At 58.3% G+C, this 18,516-nt stretch carries 15 protein-coding genes; 7 read left to right on the top strand and 8 right to left on the bottom strand.

Annotated features, from left to right (window positions below; all coding sequences use genetic code 11):
* Positions 1-395 precede the first annotated feature (395 nt).
* On the top strand, positions 396-1,544 hold the full coding sequence (gene carA, locus DXXMK7_RS18065; RefSeq protein WP_038921124.1) for a glutamine-hydrolyzing carbamoyl-phosphate synthase small subunit: 1,149 nt from the start codon (positions 396-398) through the stop codon (positions 1,542-1,544).
* A gap of 87 nt (positions 1,545-1,631) precedes the next feature.
* Positions 1,632-4,856, top strand: coding sequence for a carbamoyl-phosphate synthase large subunit (carB, locus tag DXXMK7_RS18060; protein ID WP_038920264.1), 3,225 nt, complete (start codon positions 1,632-1,634; stop codon positions 4,854-4,856).
* 103 nt (positions 4,857-4,959) lie between these two features.
* Here the strand turns inward: carB and DXXMK7_RS18055 are convergent, their stop codons facing one another.
* Positions 4,960-5,574, bottom strand: coding sequence for a LysE family translocator (locus DXXMK7_RS18055; RefSeq protein WP_038665573.1), 615 nt, complete (start codon positions 5,572-5,574; stop codon positions 4,960-4,962).
* Between the two features lie 160 nt (positions 5,575-5,734).
* On the opposite strand from DXXMK7_RS18055, the gene DXXMK7_RS18050 reads away from it, so the two are divergent.
* From DXXMK7_RS18050 to DXXMK7_RS18035, 4 genes are all read left to right on the top strand, one after another.
* Positions 5,735-6,517: a threonine/serine exporter ThrE family protein gene (locus DXXMK7_RS18050; protein ID WP_038665576.1), complete on the top strand. Its 783-nt coding sequence runs from the start codon at positions 5,735-5,737 to the stop codon at positions 6,515-6,517.
* Complete coding sequence (locus DXXMK7_RS18045; protein WP_024107322.1) at positions 6,502-6,972, top strand: threonine/serine exporter; 471 nt, start codon at positions 6,502-6,504, stop codon at positions 6,970-6,972. Before DXXMK7_RS18050 ends, DXXMK7_RS18045 begins: the two co-directional genes overlap by 16 nt.
* Before the next feature lie 110 nt (positions 6,973-7,082).
* Positions 7,083-7,562: a type 3 dihydrofolate reductase gene (folA, locus tag DXXMK7_RS18040; protein ID WP_174213778.1), complete on the top strand. Its 480-nt coding sequence runs from the start codon at positions 7,083-7,085 to the stop codon at positions 7,560-7,562.
* A gap of 188 nt (positions 7,563-7,750) precedes the next feature.
* Positions 7,751-9,655 (top strand): PhoX family phosphatase, encoded by a 1,905-nt coding sequence (locus DXXMK7_RS18035; RefSeq protein WP_038920262.1) that lies wholly within the window; start codon positions 7,751-7,753, stop codon positions 9,653-9,655.
* Positions 9,656-9,710: 55 nt separating this feature from the next.
* Here DXXMK7_RS18035 and apaH read toward each other — a convergent pair whose 3' ends face one another.
* From apaH to lptD, 6 genes are all read right to left on the bottom strand, one after another.
* On the bottom strand, positions 9,711-10,550 hold the full coding sequence (gene apaH / locus DXXMK7_RS18030) for a bis(5'-nucleosyl)-tetraphosphatase (symmetrical) ApaH (RefSeq protein ID WP_038920261.1): 840 nt from the start codon (positions 10,548-10,550) through the stop codon (positions 9,711-9,713).
* 6 nt (positions 10,551-10,556) lie between these two features.
* Complete coding sequence (gene apaG, locus DXXMK7_RS18025) at positions 10,557-10,934, bottom strand: Co2+/Mg2+ efflux protein ApaG (protein ID WP_038665589.1); 378 nt, start codon at positions 10,932-10,934, stop codon at positions 10,557-10,559.
* A 15-nt stretch (positions 10,935-10,949) separates the two neighbouring features.
* A complete protein-coding gene (gene rsmA, locus DXXMK7_RS18020; protein ID WP_038920260.1) occupies positions 10,950-11,768 on the bottom strand; it encodes a 16S rRNA (adenine(1518)-N(6)/adenine(1519)-N(6))-dimethyltransferase RsmA in 819 nt (272 codons plus the stop codon).
* A complete protein-coding gene (pdxA, locus tag DXXMK7_RS18015) occupies positions 11,761-12,762 on the bottom strand; it encodes a 4-hydroxythreonine-4-phosphate dehydrogenase PdxA (RefSeq protein WP_038920259.1) in 1,002 nt (333 codons plus the stop codon). Before pdxA ends, rsmA begins: the two co-directional genes overlap by 8 nt.
* A complete protein-coding gene (gene surA / locus DXXMK7_RS18010; RefSeq protein WP_038920258.1) occupies positions 12,762-14,054 on the bottom strand; it encodes a peptidylprolyl isomerase SurA in 1,293 nt (430 codons plus the stop codon). Before surA ends, pdxA begins: the two co-directional genes overlap by 1 nt.
* 98 nt (positions 14,055-14,152) lie before the next feature.
* Positions 14,153-16,576 carry an LPS assembly protein LptD gene (lptD, locus tag DXXMK7_RS18005; RefSeq protein ID WP_082202664.1) on the bottom strand — a complete coding sequence of 808 codons (2,424 nt, stop codon included), beginning with the start codon at positions 16,574-16,576 and terminating at the stop codon, positions 14,153-14,155.
* Positions 16,577-16,726: 150 nt separating this feature from the next.
* Between lptD and djlA the strand changes: the two genes are divergently transcribed.
* Complete coding sequence (gene djlA / locus DXXMK7_RS18000; RefSeq protein WP_038665599.1) at positions 16,727-17,704, top strand: co-chaperone DjlA; 978 nt, start codon at positions 16,727-16,729, stop codon at positions 17,702-17,704.
* A 96-nt stretch (positions 17,705-17,800) separates the two neighbouring features.
* On the opposite strand, the gene rluA is transcribed toward djlA, so the two are convergent.
* Positions 17,801-18,454 (bottom strand): bifunctional tRNA pseudouridine(32) synthase/23S rRNA pseudouridine(746) synthase RluA, encoded by a 654-nt coding sequence (rluA, locus tag DXXMK7_RS17995; protein ID WP_038920257.1) that lies wholly within the window; start codon positions 18,452-18,454, stop codon positions 17,801-17,803.
* Positions 18,455-18,516 lie beyond the last annotated feature (62 nt).

The following is an 18,516-nucleotide window of genomic DNA, read 5'->3' as shown; positions in this document are numbered from 1 at the left end:
ATTGTTTTTATGTGAAAATGTTGGTTTGGTATTTATTTTTAATCAAAACCGATTTTTATCGGTGTTATCTGTCTTTTTCTCCGGTGTGCGTTAGCCATTTACGATTCCGGTTGCCGTTTTTGGCGTGATTTTAATCATTTCATTACTCATTGGCGCTGGCAACCGTTTACTTCCGATAGTTGATGTATGTTTTTGCGGGTATTACCGCATATTGCCTCCTGAAGCCATAAAATAGTGAAAAAAAATCCGGTTTGGCTAGACAACGGTCAGGGGCCTCATTAAAATGCGCGCAATTTGCCAAAAATTTGCCTTACAGGTGGTTTTTGCATTGATTTAGTACGTCAAATCTGAATTAATATGCAAATAACATGATTTTTTATTCCTTGGAGGGTGTTTTGATTAAGTCAGCGCTATTGGTTCTGGAAGACGGAACCCAATTCCACGGTCGGGCCATTGGGGCAGAGGGAACGGCAGTGGGGGAAGTGGTTTTCAATACGTCAATGACCGGTTATCAAGAAATCCTCACTGATCCTTCCTATTCCCGCCAGATTGTCACTCTTACTTATCCCCATATCGGTAATGTCGGCGCCAATAAAGCCGATGAAGAATCCCCCGCCGTTCATGCTCAGGGCCTGGTTATCCGCGATTTACCCCTGATTGCCAGCAACTACCGCAGCGAAGAAAGCCTGTCTGATTACCTCAAGCGCAACAACATCGTGGCGATTGCGGATATCGACACCCGCAAACTGACGCGACTGCTGCGTGAAAAAGGCGCGCAGAACGGCTGCATCATCGCGGGCGATGCGCCGGATGCGGCGCTGGCGCTGGAAAAGGCCAAAGCCTTCCCCGGCCTGAAAGGTATGGATCTGGCGAAAGAAGTCACCACCCGTTCCAGCTATAGCTGGCTACAGGGCAGCTGGACGCTGGAAGGCGAGCTGCCGGCGGCGAAAGAAGAGAGTGAACTGCCGTACCACGTGGTGGCGTACGATTATGGCGTGAAGCGCAATATCCTGCGTATGCTGGTGGATCGCGGCTGCCGCCTGACCGTCGTGCCGGCGCAAACCCCGGCGGAAGACGTGCTGAAACTGAATCCGGACGGCATTTTCCTGTCCAACGGCCCCGGCGACCCGGAGCCGTGCGATTACGCCATCAACGCGATCAAAGCCTTCCTGGAAACCGAGATTCCGGTGTTCGGCATCTGTCTGGGCCACCAGTTGCTGGCGCTGGCCAGCGGCGCGAAAACCATCAAGATGAAATTCGGTCACCACGGCGGCAATCATCCGGTCAAAGATCTGGACGGCAATCGGGTGATGATCACCGCGCAAAACCACGGGTTTGCGGTAGACGAGACGTCTTTGCCCGCCACGCTGCGCGCGACGCACAAATCGCTGTTCGACGGTTCGCTGCAGGGCATTCACCGCACCGATAAAGCGGCGTTCAGCTTCCAGGGTCACCCGGAAGCCAGCCCCGGCCCGCATGACGCCGCGCCGCTGTTCGATCACTTCATCGAGCTGATTGAGTCTTACCGTAGCCATACCAAATAATCAGAATCCGTTTAGTCACGCTGCGATAAAAGTACAAGGCGAAAACGCCGGCGCGGCGGTGAGTAAACGGGTTCGCAGGAGCGAAAAATGCCAAAACGTACAGACATAAAAAGTATCCTGATTCTCGGTGCCGGCCCGATCGTGATCGGTCAGGCGTGCGAGTTTGACTACTCCGGCGCTCAGGCGTGTAAAGCGCTGCGCGAAGAAGGCTACCGCGTGATTCTGGTGAACTCCAACCCGGCCACTATCATGACCGACCCGGAGATGGCCGACGCCACCTATATTGAACCGATCCACTGGGAAGTGGTGCGCAAAATCATCGAAAAAGAGCGTCCGGATGCGGTGCTGCCGACGATGGGCGGCCAGACGGCGCTGAACTGCGCGCTGGAGCTGGAACGTCAGGGCGTGCTGGAAGAATTCGGCGTGACCATGATCGGCGCTACCGCCGATGCCATCGATAAAGCGGAAGATCGTCGCCGTTTCGACATCGCAATGAAGAAAATCGGCCTGGAAACCGCTCGTTCCGGCATCGCGCACACGATGGAAGAAGCGCTGGCGGTGGCGGCGGACGTGGGCTATCCCTGCATTATCCGCCCGTCCTTCACTATGGGCGGCACCGGCGGCGGCATCGCTTACAACCGTGAAGAGTTCGAAGAGATTTGCACCCGCGGTCTGGATCTGTCGCCGACCAAGGAACTGCTGATCGACGAATCGCTGATCGGCTGGAAAGAGTATGAAATGGAAGTGGTGCGGGATAAAAACGATAACTGCATCATCGTCTGCTCCATCGAAAACCTCGACGCGATGGGGATCCACACCGGTGACTCCATCACCGTGGCGCCGGCGCAAACCCTGACCGACAAGGAATATCAGATCATGCGTAACGCCTCGATGGCGGTACTGCGTGAAATCGGGGTGGAAACCGGCGGTTCCAACGTGCAGTTCGCGGTTAATCCGAAAACCGGCCGTCTGATCGTCATCGAAATGAACCCGCGCGTGTCCCGCTCTTCGGCGCTGGCCTCCAAAGCCACCGGCTTCCCGATCGCCAAGATCGCCGCCAAGCTGGCAGTTGGCTATACGCTGGATGAGCTGATGAACGACATCACCGGCGGCCGCACCCCGGCGTCGTTCGAGCCGTCCATCGACTACGTGGTCACCAAGATCCCGCGCTTCAACTTTGAAAAATTCGCCGGCGCCAACGATCGCCTGACCACGCAGATGAAATCCGTGGGTGAAGTGATGGCGATTGGCCGCACCCAGCAGGAATCGCTGCAGAAAGCGCTGCGCGGTCTGGAAGTGGGCGCCACCGGCTTCGATCCGAAAGTGGATCTGGACGACCCGGAAGCGCTGACCAAAATCCGCCGCGAGCTGAAAGACGCCGGCGGCGACCGTATCTGGTATCTGGCGGATGCGTTCCGCGCCGGGATGTCGGTTGACGGCGTATTCAACCTGACCAACATCGACCGTTGGTTCCTGGTGCAAATCGAAGAGCTGGTGCGTCTTGAAGAGCAGGTAGCCGAGCAGGGCGCCAACGGTCTGACGAAGGAATTCCTGCGTCTGCTGAAACGCAAAGGCTTTGCCGACGCCCGTCTGGCGAAGCTGGCCGGCGTGTCTGAAGGTGAAATCCGCAAGCTGCGTTACAAATACGACCTGCACCCGGTCTACAAGCGCGTGGACACCTGCGCCGCCGAGTTCGCCACCGATACCGCCTACATGTACTCCACCTATGACGAGGAGTGCGAAGCCAATCCGAATCAGGATCGCGACAAGATCATGGTGCTGGGCGGCGGTCCGAACCGTATCGGCCAGGGCATCGAGTTCGATTACTGCTGCGTGCACGCGGCGCTGGCGCTGCGCGAAGACGGCTATGAAACCATCATGGTCAACTGCAACCCGGAAACCGTATCTACCGACTACGACACCTCCGATCGCCTGTACTTCGAGCCGGTAACGCTGGAAGACGTGCTGGAGATCGTGCGTATCGAACAGCCGAAAGGCGTCATCGTGCAGTACGGCGGCCAGACCCCGCTGAAACTGGCGCGCCAGCTTGAAGCCGCCGGCGTGCCGGTAATCGGCACCAGCCCGGACGCCATCGACCGCGCGGAAGACCGCGAGCGCTTCCAGCAGGCGGTCAACCGTCTTGGCCTGAAGCAGCCGGCTAACGCCACCGTCAGTACCATCGATCAGGCGGTGGAAAAAGCGGTCGGCATCGGCTATCCGCTGGTGGTGCGTCCGTCTTATGTACTGGGCGGCCGCGCGATGGAAATCGTTTACGACGAAGTCGATTTGCGCCGTTACTTCCAGACCGCGGTCAGCGTGTCCAACGATGCGCCGGTACTGCTGGACCGTTTCCTGGACGACGCGGTGGAAGTGGACGTTGATGCTATCTGCGACGGCGAGCGCGTGCTGATTGGCGGCATCATGGAACACATCGAGCAGGCTGGCGTGCACTCCGGCGACTCCGCCTGTTCGCTGCCGGCCTACACCCTGAGCAAAGACATTCAGGACGTGATGCGCCGTCAGGTAGAAAAACTGGCGTTCGAACTCTCCGTGCGCGGCCTGATGAACGTGCAGTTCGCGGTGAAGAACAACGAAGTGTACCTGATTGAGGTTAACCCGCGCGCCGCCCGTACCGTACCGTTCGTTTCCAAGGCGACCGGCGTGCCGCTGGCGAAAGTGGCGGCCCGCGTGATGGTTGGGCAGACGCTGGCGCAGCAGGGCGTCACCAAAGAGGTGATCCCGCCGTACTACTCCGTCAAGGAAGTGGTGTTGCCGTTCAACAAGTTCCCGGGCGTAGACCCGATCCTCGGGCCGGAAATGCGCTCCACCGGCGAGGTGATGGGCGTGGGCCGTACCTTCGCCGAAGCGTTTGCCAAAGCGATGCTGGGCAGCAACTCGCCGATGAAGAAAACCGGCCGTGCGTTGCTGTCGGTGCGAGAAGGCGACAAGGCGCGCGTGGTGGATCTGGCGGCTAAACTGCTCAAGCACGGTTTTGAACTGGACGCGACCCACGGCACCGCCGTGGTGCTGGGCGAAGCCGGTATCAACCCGCGTCTGGTGAACAAGGTGCATGAAGGCCGTCCGCACATTCAGGATCGCATCAAGAATGGCGAATACACCTACATCGTCAACACCACGGCCGGCCGTCAGGCGATTGAGGATTCCAAACTGATTCGCCGCAGCGCGCTGCAGTATAAGGTGCACTACGACACCACCATGAACGGCGGTTTCGCCACGGCGATGTCGCTGAATGCCGACCCGACCGAGCAGGTAATTTCCGTTCAGGAAATGCATGCCCGTATTCAGGGGTAACGGGTACAAAAAAAACGTGCCGGTTCCGGCACGGTTCTGTGAAAGATAAAACCGGTCAATTGCGTCTGACCGGTTTTTTTTCGTCTGTATACAGGGGGCGCGTTTAGCTTAAGGCGACTTTGATACCGAGGGTGATCAACACGCCGCCAAGCAGTTTGTCGATCAGCTTCTGGGCTTTGGTCAGGCCGCGACGTACCGGCTCGCTCTGGATCAGGATAACCAGCAGCGGCCACCAAATCAGCGTCAGTCCCCAGATGATCCCGGCGTACCACAGTTTTTCGCCAAAGCTGGAATTCAGGCTCAACACCTGGGTAAACACCGCCAGGAAAAACAGCGTGGCTTTCGGGTTCAGCAGGTTGCAGAGGTAGCCCTGCATAAAGGCTTTCCACAGCCCGACGCGCTGCGGCGCCAGACCGGACAGGTCCAGCTTGTTGCCGCCGCGCGAGCGCAGCGCCTGAATGCCCAGCCAGATCAGGTAGGCGGCGCCGACGTATTTCAGCAGGCTGAACAGCCAGGGCGTGGTGGTGATGACCACCGCCAGCCCGGCGACGCAGTAGGCCATGTGGGTGGCGACGCCGGCAATGACGCCGACAGCGGTCATCATGGCGGCCAGACGCGGGTAGCGGACCGCATTTTTGATCACCAAAAAGAAGTCCGGACCGGGAGAGATCATCCCCAGCGCGGCGATGGTCGCAACGAATAAAGAGGTTTCAAGCATGATGGATTCAGAATGACAATCAAGGAACCGACGGAAAAAGGTGGGCATAATACCGCCGGTGGCATTTTTTCGCACTATCAATCATCGATTTGAAATGTTAATAAACTTATAAAAACCGCGCTTATAGTGGTTGTATTCGGGCAGGGGACGGGAAAGTAACATGGTAAATGAAACCACACAGCAGCGGGATATCACCCGGTTGTGTATTCAGTGCGCGCTGTTGCTGTTGCAGCATGGCGCGGAAAGTATGTTGGTCGAGCAGCTGTCGTCGCGGCTCGGCGTTGCGCTGGGGATGGACAGTGTGGAAAGCTCGATTTCGGCTAACGCGATTGTGCTGACCACCATCATGCAGGGGCATTGCCTGACATCCACCCGTAAAAATGTGGATCGCGGTATCAATATGCACGTGGTGACCGAGGTGCAGCATGTGGTGATCATGGCTGAACATAAGCTGCTGGATGTGGACGGGGTGGCAAAGCGCTTTAGTCATATCAAACCGCTGCGTTATCCGCGCTGGCTGATGGTGACGATCGTGGCGCTGTCGTGCGGCTGCTTCAGCCGTCTGAACGGCGGCGGCTGGGATGCGTTTCTGGTCACGCTGATTGCCAGCGGCATGGCGATGTATGTACGGCAGGTGCTGACCGGCCGGCATCTCAATCCATTGATTAACTTCTGTATTACCGCTTTTGTGGCGACGTCGGCGTCCGGGTTGCTGATGCGAGTTCCTGGGCTGGAGCACAGCTCCTCCGTGGCGATGGCCGCCAGCGTGTTGCTGCTGGTGCCCGGCTTCCCGTTGATTAATGCGGTGGCGGATATGTTCAAAGGCCATGTCAACACCGGGCTGGCGCGCTGGACGATGGCCAGCCTGCTGACGCTGGCGACCTGTATTGGCGTGGTAACGGCAATGGCGGTATGGGGGCTGCACGGATGGGCATTGAACTGATTTGGGCGCTGATTCAGGACATGGTGCTGGCCGCGGTGCCGGCGGTGGGGTTCGCCATGGTATTTAACGTGCCGGTGAAGGCATTGCCTTACTGCGCGTTGCTGGGCGGGCTGGGGCACAGCGCGCGTTTTCTGATGATTCACTTCGGTATTCCCATCGAATGGGCGACCTTCGTGGCATCGATCATGGTGGGCATCATCGGTATTCGCTGGTCCCGCTGGTTTCTGGCGCACCCCAAAGTGTTTACCGTCGCGGCCGTAATCCCGATGTTCCCCGGTATTTCAGCCTATACCGCGATGATTTCGGTGGTGCAGCTTTCCCATCAGGGGTACAGCGAAGCGTTGATGCAAACGCTGATCACCAACTTCCTGAAGGCCAGTTTTATCGTCGGCGCGCTCTCCATCGGGCTGTCGTTGCCGGGGATCTGGATTTATCGCAAACGGCCGGGGGTATAAGGATTCGGTGTTCTCTTAAATATTGGGCGGCGACCCGGTAATCATATCGACGCATGAACGGGCTTTCCGTATAGTGGCACCAATTTTGTAGCCTGCAGGGTTTTACCATGGTGATTAGTTTGATTGCCGCACTGGCAGTGGATCGTGTGATCGGTATGGAGAACGCCATGCCGTGGCATTTGCCGGCCGATCTGGCGTGGTTTAAGCGCAATACACTCAGCAAACCCGTGATTATGGGGCGCAACACGTTCCGCTCCATCGGTCGGCCGCTGCCGGGGCGGCTGAATATTGTGGTGAGCAGTCAACCGGGCGACGATGACCGTGTGACCTGGGTGGCGTCGCTGGACGCAGCCCTGGCGGCGGCCGGCGACGTGGACGAGGTGATGGTGATCGGCGGCGGCAGTATCTATCAGCAGATGCTGTCGCAGGCTAGCCGTCTCTATCTGACCCACATTGACGCCGAGGTGGAAGGCGATACCCATTTTCCGGATTACGAGCCGGACGAGTGGGTTTCCACCTTCAGCGAGTTCCATGACGCGGACGAACAAAACTCCCACAGCTATTGCTTCGAGATCCTCGAACGCCGCTGATTGCCGCTGCTTTTCCGATATCAAACCCGCTCATCGAGCGGGTTTTTCTTTTGTTATCCTAATGTATCCACATGTAACTAACTGGTCACAATCATTGCGTAGTATCTGCTTTGGTTTTTTATCATCGCCTCAGCACCGGACGGTAACGGCGCTGGAACCAGAACGAAAGCAAGAGGACGTAGTCGAACATGACCGACAAGATTGAGCACCTGAGCACTGATGAGCTGAATGTCGACCGCCTGAGCAATCCTGCCCGCCGCAAACTGCTGGGCAATGCGGGGGCGCTGGGACTGGCCGGTTTTCTCGGCGGCGGTATCTGGTCTTTTCCGGCAACGGGGCTGGCGGAAGGTCAGCCGCCGGGTAGCAAACTGTTGGGTTTCAAGGGCATTACCGCCTCCGCCGATGATCATATCGCCATTGCCCCCGGCTACCGGGCCGAGGTGCTGATTTCCTGGGGCGACCCGCTGGTGGACGGCGCGCCGGCGTTTCATGCCGAAGGCAAGAACAGCGCCATCGATCAGGAAAAGCAGTTTGGCGACAACAACGACGGCATGAGTTTTTTCCCGATTGATGACCGTCACGGCGTGATGGCTATCAACAACGAATATGTGAACGAGCCATACCTGTTTGCGCACGGCGGCGCCAAAGCAGCCAGCCTGGAAGATGTGCGTAAATCTCAGGCGGCGCACGGCGTGTCGGTCGTGGCGGTGAAACGCGTAGCCGATTCGGCGCGCTGGGAAGTGGAACGCCCTTCACGTTATAACCGTCGTATTACCGCCAATACGGTTATGACCTTCAGCGGCCCGGCGGCGGGTCATGCGTTGCTGAAAACGGCGGCGGATCCGCAGGGCATGAACGTGCTGGGCACCTTCGGTAACTGCGCCAACGGCAAAACGCCGTGGGGCACCTATCTGACTTGTGAAGAGAATTTCGATACCTATTTCGGCACCCGGCAGGCCGATTACCACACCACGCCGGAACAGAAGCGCTATACGCTGAAAGTGCATGAACCGGAACGCAACTGGGTGGATTTTGACGAGCGTTTCGATGTGGCGAAGCACCCCAATGAATTTAACCGGCATGGCTGGATTGTAGAAATCGACCCGCTGAATCCGGCATCGACCCCGGTAAAACGTACCGCGCTGGGGCGTTTCAAGCATGAGAACGCCGCGGTGACGGTGGCGAAGAATGGGCATCTGGTGGTGTACATGGGGGATGATGAGCGCGGCGAGTTCATCTACAAATACGTTTCCAACGGCAAGGTGGATCACGCTAATCCCTCGGCCAACGCACGTCTGCTGGATGACGGCGTACTGTATGTGGCGCAGTTTGACGGCGATGCGGGCGGCACGCCGCTGAAAGGCAAAGGACGCTGGGTAGCGCTGGAGTTCGGCAAGAACGGGCTAACGCCGGAAAACGGGTTCCGCGATCAGGCGGAGGTGCTGGTTTTTGCCCGCAAAGCCGCCTCGCAAGTGAACGCGACGCGGATGGATCGCCCGGAGTGGATTGCGGTCAACCCGCATGACGGCCGCGCCTATTGTACCCTGACCAATAACAGCAAACGCGGCGAGGAAGGTATGCCGATCAATGCGGCCAATCCGCGGCCGAATAACGTCTACGGCCAGATCATTCGCTGGAACGAAAACGGCGATGCGACGGCGGACGTATTCGACTGGGACATGTACGCGCTGTGCGGTAATCCGGTGGCGCATCCGGATGGCATTAATCGCGGTACGCCGAACATCACGGCGGAAAACAGTTTCAACAGCCCGGATGGATTGGGGTTCGATCACGACGGGCGTCTGTGGATCCTGACCGACGGCAATTACAGCAACAAGGGCGATTTTGCCGGGCAGGGGAATAACCAGATGCTGGCGGGCGACCCGACCAGCGGCGAGATCCGTCGGTTCATGGTCGGCCCGAAATCCTGCGAACTGACCGGCATTGCGTTCACGTCCGACTACCGTACGATGTTCGTCAATGTGCAGCATCCCGGAGAAAAAGGGGATTCGCATTTCCCGAATAACAGTGTGCGGCCCCGTTCCTCAGTCATCATGATCACCCGTGAAGGCGGCGGCGTGATCGGGGCGTAACGGCGCGAGATACACGCGAGAGGCAATATGACCGGCGGCAGAACCGCCGGTTACATCAGATGGCGAAGGCTTCCGTATCCGGTGCCATCAGCGACGGTTGGGTGAAGTAGCGTTGGTCTTCCCAGCGCAGGCAGGTGAGAACGCCGCCCCAGCAACAGCCGGTATCCAGCGCGTAGATGCCTGCCGGCGTGCCTTTGCCTTCCAGCGACGCCCAGTGGCCGAACGCAATCGCGTATTCGGCCGCTACCGGTCCCGGCAGGTCAAACCAGGGTTTCAGCAACGACGGCGCCTGTGTCGGCGGCTCCTTGCACAGCATGTCGAGCTGACCGCCGGAGAAGCAGTAACGCATGCGGGTAAATACGTTGGTGCTGAACCGCAAACGCGCCAGCCCGCTCAGTTCCGGACTCCAGTGGTTCGGCATGTCGCCGTACATTGCGTCCAGAAACAGCGGGTAACTGTCGCTGCTGAGGATCGCTTCCACTTCCCGCGCGCACATTTTCGCGGTGTCCAGATCCCACTGCGGCGTGATGCCGGCATGAGACATCACCAGTTTGCGCTCGTCGTCCACCTGTAACAGCGGTTGACGGCGCAGCCAGTTGATCAGGTCGTCCGCATCCGGCGCCGACAATAGCGCATCCAGACGATCTTTGGGTTTGTTGCGGCTGATGCCGGCGTACACCGCCAGCAGATGCAAATCGTGGTTGCCGAGCACCATGCGCACCGCATCGCCCAGCGAACGGACATAGCGCAGCACGTCCAGCGAATCGGGGCCGCGGGCGACCAGATCGCCGGTCAGCCATAACGTGTCATACTCGGGGTCAAAGGCGACTTGCGCCAGCAGCGCTTTAAGTTCGACGGCGCAGCCGTGAACGTCGCCAACAAGATAGGTAGCCATAGTCTTTCAGTGTATCAGTGAGGGAATGGCCAGGCGGAATACCGTAATGGGGACCTGAAATGTTTCACCTTGATGGTCAATCATCTGGTAATGGCCTTCCATGGTGCCCATCGGCGTTTCCAGAATGGCGCCGCTGGTGTACTGGAATTCATTGCCCGGTTGAATCACGGGCTGCAGGCCGATCACGCCTTCGCCCTGTACTTCGGTTTGTTTGCCGTTGCCGTTGGTAATCATCCAGTAACGGCTGAGCAGTTTGACGTCATGACGACCCAGATTGCGGATAGTGATGGTGTAAGCGAACACGAAGCGCCCTTCCTCTGGCTGGGACTGCGCTTCTACATAGAAGCTCTGAACCTGTATACACACTCGGGGCGCGTTCATCATGACGACAACTCCAGCTTATTCCTGCGATGTGGGGTGCGCGGTCAGCCATTCGGCCAGACGGCAGTATTGCGCAATAGTGACGTTTTCCGCCCGGGCGTTCGGGTCCACTTCCAGCGCGGTCAATTGCTCCGGCGTGAACAGGTTGCCCAGACTGTTGCGCAGCGTTTTGCGTCGCTGATTAAAGGCTTCCGTGGTAATCCGGCTCAACATACGGGTATCCACCACCGGATAAGGCGACGTGGTGTGCGGCACCAGACGAACCACTGCGGAATCCACTTTCGGGGCCGGTTTGAAAGCCGTCGGCGGCACTTCAAGCACCGGAATCACCTGACAATAGTACTGCGCCATCACGCTTATACGGCCATAAGCCTTGCTGTCCGGCCCCGCCACCAGCCGGTTTACCACCTCTTTCTGCAACATGAAGTGCATGTCGCGAATAGCCTGAGTATAGCCGAACAGGTGGAACATCAGCGGTGTCGAAATATTATACGGCAGGTTACCAAAAACCCGCAGCGGTTGTCCCGCCTGTTGTGCCAGCGCGGCGAAATCCACCGTCATCGCATCCTGCTGGATGATGGTCAGCTTGTCCCTGAGCGTCGGGTGAACCTCCAGCCGGGCGGCCAGATCGCGGTCCAGTTCCACCACGGTAAAGTGGTCGATACGCTCGCCGACCGGAATGGTGAGCGCCCCCAGACCGGGGCCGATTTCCACCATTGCCTGACCCGGCTGCGGGTGGATGGCGGAAACAATACTGTCGATCACAAACTGATCGTTGAGAAAATTTTGGCCGAAACGCTTACGGGCGAAGTGGCCTTGATGGACGCGATTATTCATTACGGTTAGCAATCATGTGGATAGCGAGATTTAATGCGGTGCGGAAGCTGCCCGGATCGGCCTGACCGCTGGCGGCAAGCTCCAGTGCGGTGCCGTGGTCGACGGAAGTACGGATAAACGGCAGCCCCAGCGTGATGTTGACGGCCCGGCCGAAGCCCTGATATTTCAGCACCGGCAGGCCCTGATCGTGATACATCGCCAGTACGGCGTCGGCGTGTTCGAGATACTTGGGTTGGAACAAGGTGTCGGCCGGCAGCGGGCCGACCAACTGGATACCGGACTGACGCAGTTCATCCAGCGCCGGAATAATGACATCCAGTTCTTCACGTCCCATGTGGCCGCCTTCGCCGGCGTGCGGATTCAGGCCGCAGACGTAGATGACCGGTTGGGCGAGGCCGAACTTGCGCTGCAAGTCCTGATGCAGAATGGTGATCACTTCATGCAGGCTGTCGCGGGTGATGGCGTCCGCGACGTCTTTCAACGGCAGATGCGTGGTCGCCAGCGCGACGCGCAGCTCCTCGGTCGCCAGCATCATCACCACACGCCGGCAGTGGCTGCGCTCGGCAAAAAACTCGGTGTGGCCGGAAAACGGAATCCCTGACTCGTTGATGATGCCTTTGTGCACCGGCCCGGTGATCAGCGCGGCGAAGTCGCCGTTCAGGCAACCGTCGCAGGCGTGGGTCAGCGTGTCCAGCACATAGCGGCTGTTCGCCACGTTCAGTTGCCCCGGCACCACGGTGGCGTCGGCGGCGACCGGCAGCAGCGTCAGCGTCCCGGCGGCCTGCGCCTGCGCACTCTGGTGCGGCTGGTATTCACGTAACGTCAGCGGCAGTTTCAGCGCCAGCGCGCGGCTCAACAGCAGCTCTGCGTCAGCGCACACCACCAGTTCCACCGGCCAGTTTTGCTGGGCCAGCGCCACCACCAGGTCAGGACCAATCCCGGCGGGTTCGCCGGGGGTGATCACCACTCGCTGCACCAGCGCTTCAGTCGGCATCAGTTCTGCCCATTCAGGATTTTCACGTAAGCCGCGGCGCGTTTTTCCTGCATCCAGGTTTGCGCTTCCTCGGCGAATTTACGGTTAAACAGCATGCGATAGGCGCGATCTTTCTGGGCGGCGTCGGTCTTGTCCACCTGACGGGTATCCAGCAACTGAATCAGATGCCAGCCGAAGGAGGAATGCACCGGCGCGCTGATTTCGCCTTTCTTCAATTGGGTCAACGCGTCACGGAATGAGGGGTCATACATGTCCGGCGATGACCAGCCCAGATCGCCGCCCTGATTGGCGGTGCCCGGATCCTGCGACAGCTGTTTGGCGGCGTTGGCAAAGCTTAACTTGCCGCTTTTGATCTGGCTTGCGATGTCTTCCAGTCTGGCTCTGGCCTGCGCATCGTTCATTACCACCGAGGTACGCAGCAGAATATGACGGGCGTGAACTTCGGTCACCGATACGGACTGATCGCCGCCGCGGGTGTCGTTGACGCGCAGAATATGGAAACCGACGCCGGAGCGGATCGGCCCGATAACCTGGCCTTTCTGCGGATTGGTCAGACGTTCGGCGAACAGCGACGGCAATTCCTGCGGACGGCCCCAGCCCATTTGTCCGCCTTTCAGCGCCTGCGGATCGGCGGAGTAGGTGATGGCCAGTTTGCCGAAGTCGGCGCCCTGCGAGGCTTCTTTCACCAGACGATTAGCCAGGCTTTCCGCTTTGTCGACCTGATCCTGCGTCGGGTTTTCCGGCAGCGGGATCAGAATCTGGCTCAGGTTAACCTCGGGACCGCTCGCTCCCTGGCTGGCAATCTGCTGGGCCAGCGAATCCACTTCCTGCGGCAGCACGGTGACGCGACGGCGCACTTCGCTGTTGCGCACTTCGGCAATGACCATGTCTTTGCGAATCTGGTTGCGGTAGGTATCAAAGCTGACGCCTTCGGCCGCCAGGCGGCTACGCAACTGGTCCACGCTCATGCGGTTCTGCGCGGCGATGTTGGCGATGGAACGATCCAGTTGCTCGTCGGTTACCTGAACGCCCATCTTCTGCGCCATCTGCAGGACGATGTTATCCATGATCAAGCGCTCCAGAATCTGGTGCCGGAGCGTGGCGTCGTCCGGCAACTGTTGACCGGCTTCTTGCGCGTTCAGCTTGACGGACTGCAGCAGGCTATTGATATCGCTTTCCAGAACCACACTGTTGTCGACGACCGCGGCGATCTTGTTGACCTCCTGCGGCGCCGCAAACGCCATGTTGGCACTCAGTGCCAGCCCCAGAACAAGCGCTCTCCAGTTCTTCATACCTTTCCCGTTAATTTTATCCGCCAGGGCGGGTTAAATGTTTAATCGCTACCGGTCATTAGACGTTTATTGCCGCCAGAGTTCCCGGCGTTACCTCATCAGAACGCGCGCTGGTAAGGCAAAATACCGTTTTTCAGCATTTTTTCCGTACCCAGACCGTAATTGCTGCTCAGGCCGCGCAGTTCAAAGCTGAAGCCAATCTTGTTGTCGTAAACGCTTTGATTGGTGTTGCTATCCCACTTGGTGATTTTGCGCTCATAGCCGACGTTCACCGCCCAGCAGCAGGTATTGTATTGCAGGCCCAGCAACTGGTCGGCCGGTTGGTTGGCCTTGGTATCGTAGTAGTAAGCGCCCACGATAGCCCAGCGATCCGTCAACGGCCAACTGGCGGTGGCGCCAATCTGGGAAATGCCTTGCTGGAAGCCTGGGTTGGTCACGGTCGGCAACATAGCCTGAATATATTTCGAGCTGGCGAAACGGTAGTTCAACTGGAACATACGTTCGCCGCCGCCACGGTATTCCAGCACGGCGTCGCCGAGCGTGAAATCTTTCAGGCGTTGGTCATACTGCGCGCCGCCCCGGATACCCCAGTTGTCGGCGAACTTCCAGTAAGAGTCCCCCGCCCAGCTCAGGCTGCCGCGGTCATCGTTCTGGTCAATGGTGGACGCAGTCCCGGTACGCGGACGTTCAAAGTAATAAATCTGCCCCAGCGAGGCGTTGAAACGTTCTTCCAGCGTGCTGTCGTACAAACGGGTGGTGACGCCGGTCGAGACCTGATTGGCGGACGCGATGCGATCCAGACCGCTGAAGGTGCGATCGCGGAACAGGCCGGCGTAATCCGCCTGCAGCAGCGTGGAGTCATAAGCGCGGATCGTAGACTGGTCGCGGTATGGCACATACAGGTATTGCGCCCGCGGCTCCAGCGTTTGGGTGTAGCCTTTGGCCCAATCCATGTTGCGTTCAAACACCATCTTGCCGTCGGTTTTGAACTGCGGCATCACACGGTTGACGTTGTCTTTCAGTCGTTGCGATTCTAATCGTTGCTCTGCTGAATTATTGGGGTTGTTTCTATAAGTATCCAGATTTTCCTGCTGATAGTGGGTGGCCATCAGCTTGGTTTCGGTATTCAGGCTGGCCCAGCCGTTGGAAAGCGGCAACGACAGCGTCGGCTCAATGTGGAGCCGCGTGGCGTCCGGCATGTTCGGGTTGACGTTGGTAAATTTCGCCGCCTGACCGTAAAGGTATAAATCGAAGGGGCCGATATCATTCTTGGCAAAGTTGATATCCAACTGCGGCATGGCCCGGTACACGTCCCGATTAGCCAGGTTGCTGAAGATCTGATACTGGCGGGTCGACAGCGTGGCGTCCCAGTTGCGGGTGGCGTAACCCAGGCTGAACTTCTGGGTGGCGTAACCGTCGGTGGTGTTACCGTAGACCGAGTCCAGGTCGGTGAAATAGTTCTGATCGCTGACCTTGGTGTAGTCGACGTTGATACGCCAGACCTGATCGACAACGCCGCTGTGCATCCAGTGGAACAGCCAACGGTTGTAATTATCATCAGCCGCGTAGCCTGACTTTCCAGACAGCACATCGCTTTTATACTGTCTGTCGTTTTGCAGCCAGTCGAATTCGACCACGCTGAAACCGAAGCGGGACAGATTACGGAACTCGTTCTGCCACTGAATGCCGCGGTTGGTCTGCACATGCGGCGTGATGGTGGCATCGTAGTTGGGGGCGATGTTCCAGTAGTAAGGGGTGATCAGTTCAAAACCATTACGGTTACCGTATTTGGCATTGGGGATCAGGAAACCGGAACGGCGCTTATCGCCGATAGGCAGTTGCATGTAAGGGCTGTAGAACACGGGTACGCCGGCGATGTGGAAGCGGGCGTTCCAGATTTCAGCCACTTCTTCCTGCCGGTCCTGGATCACTTCCGAACCGACTACACTCCAGCTATCATCACCGGGCAAACAGGATGTAAACGAGCCGTTATCCAGAATAGTGTAACGGTTATTTTCACGCTGCTTCATCTTGTCGGCATCGCCGCGCCCCTGACGGCCCACCATCAGATAGTCGCCGTTTTCCACGTCGGTATCTTTGGTGTTGAGATTGGACCAGGCTCGCGGACCTTTCAGGATGACCTGGTTGTCATAGTAATGCACGTTGCCGATGGCGGTGACGGTGCGGATAGGGTCGGCCTGACCGGGCTGCGGCTTCTGGTGCAGCTGTACCTGATCGGCGGTGAGCACGCGGTTACCCTGCTCGACGTTGACGTTACCCGTAAAAACGGCGCTATCCGGGTAATTAGCCTGTGATTGATCGGCTTTGATGTGCACCGGCAACTGGCTGGTGTCGCCATTAACCAGCGGACGATTATATACGGGGACGCCCGACATACACTGAGAGGCGAGATCGGCCAGCGCGTGCTGGCTGTACAGCGCCGACCAAATTAATGAGGCCAGCAGGGTTGGAAAACTTTTTTTCATACGCGGTATCTGGTGTTCCGTCATCAAGGGCATCATGCCGGCAAACGGTCAGAGACTATATCAGCCACCGGCGTGGCGCCAGTGCAAAATCCCCGCCATTTTCTATGCGTTGCCGTTAGGAGCAAAGATAAATGACGGGTATGATAAAGCAATTTTTGGCCGACGGCATGGGGATTTGAGGAGTATATGCGGTATTGGGGAAAGTTGCTGGGGCTAGCGCTGGGGATTGCGTCCAGCGCCGGTGTCGGCGGGTTGATAATCGGACTGTTGTTGGGTCATTTGCTTGACAGAGCCCGTGCATCCCGTCAGCGCGACTTTTTTTCCGCGCAAGCCACCCGCCAGGCGCTGTTTTGTCTGACAACCTTTCAGGCGATGGGGCATCTGGCCAAGTCGAAAGGCCGGGTGACGGAGTCCGATATCCGTATCGCCACCACCATGATGGACCGGCTGGAACTGCATGGCGAGGCGCGCAATGCCGCGCAACAGGCGTTTCGCGAAGGCAAAGCCAGCCAGTTTCCGGTACGCGGCAAACTGCGCAAACTGCGTGACGCCTGTATCGGCCGCTTTGATTTGATCCGGATGTTTCTGGAGATTCAGCTACAGGTGGCGTTTGTGGACGGCGCGCTGCACCCTAGCGAGCGGCGGTTGCTGTATCTGTTCGCCGATGAACTGGGCGTGACCCGCGAACAGTTCGAGTTGTTCATGCGTAATATGGAACGCGGCAACCACCAGTCATCAAAACAGAACAACAGCAGCGGTTACCAGTCGCGGCAGGGCAACAATTATCAATCACGACAGGGCAGCCATCAGTCGCGGCAGAACAGTAATTATCAGTCCCGACAAAACAGCAATCAGTCATCGCGTCAGGGCAACAAATCTTACCAGCGGCGAAACCAGTCGTATGGCGGACAGTCTTACGGCCAGCGGCCGCCTGTGTCGTCGCACGGGCCGACGGTTGAGAGCGCCTGCCGCACGCTGGGAGTGCGCAGCAGCGATGACGCCGCCACGGTGAAACGGGCTTACCGTAAACTAATGAGCGAACACCACCCCGATAAGATGATGGGCAAGGGCCTGTCGCCGCGCATGATTGAAATGGCCAAGCGCAAAGCGCAGGATATTCAGGCCGCCTATGAGTTTCTCAAAATCAACAAGTTTTCCCGCTGATCCTCTTCCCTTTGTCCTCTGACCGTCTCCTGTTAGCACTTGTTTGGCAGGAATCGTCGTTTTCTGTGAACCCGATTTAGCGCCCGGGCCCGTGCGCTAGAAATCCGCTTCACAGCGAAAATGCATCGGCGTGTTAAAAGCCGGATGGGTGATCGCCAGTTCCTGCGCGTGCAGCAGCAAGCGGGGCGCCATGGCTTTTGCCTGCGGGTGGGCGTAGAAGCCGTCGCCGAGAATCGGGTGGCCCAGCGCCAGCATGTGGACGCGTAACTGGTGCGAGCGGCCGGTGATCGGCATCAGCTTCACACGGGTGGTGCCGTCGCCGTCCCGTGATAACACGGCATAACCGGTCTGAGCGGGTTTACCCTGTTCAAAACAGACTTTCTGTTTTGGGCGGTTCGGCCAGTCGCAAATCAGCGGCAAATCCACCAGCCCGTCATCCGACGCCAGATGGCCCCAGACGCGGGCAATGTAGGATTTCTTCGGTTCCCGTTCGCGGAACTGGCGTTTCAATTCCCGTTCCGCCGCTTTGGTCAGCGCCACCACCATCACGCCGCTGGTCGCCATGTCCAGACGATGGACGGATTCGGCTGCGGGAAAGTCGGCCTGAATGCGGGTCATGATGCTGTCCTTGTGTTCCTCGGCGCGGCCGGGAACGGAGAGCAATCCGCTGGGTTTGTTCACCACCATGATGTGCTGATCCTGATACAGGATGTGCAGCCAGGGATCGCGGGGCGGGTTGTAGGGTTCCATGAATGGCTCCGGCATCGCGGCAAGAAGATCTTGCCGCGAAGTATATAGACAACCGATGGGGC

This window comes from Dickeya sp. MK7, assembly GCF_000406305.1.
GTDB classification, from domain to species: Bacteria; Pseudomonadota; Gammaproteobacteria; order Enterobacterales; family Enterobacteriaceae; genus Dickeya; species Dickeya fangzhongdai.
The sequence above is the reverse complement of the archived record's forward strand: the minus strand, read 5'-3'. Positions and strand labels throughout refer to the sequence as shown.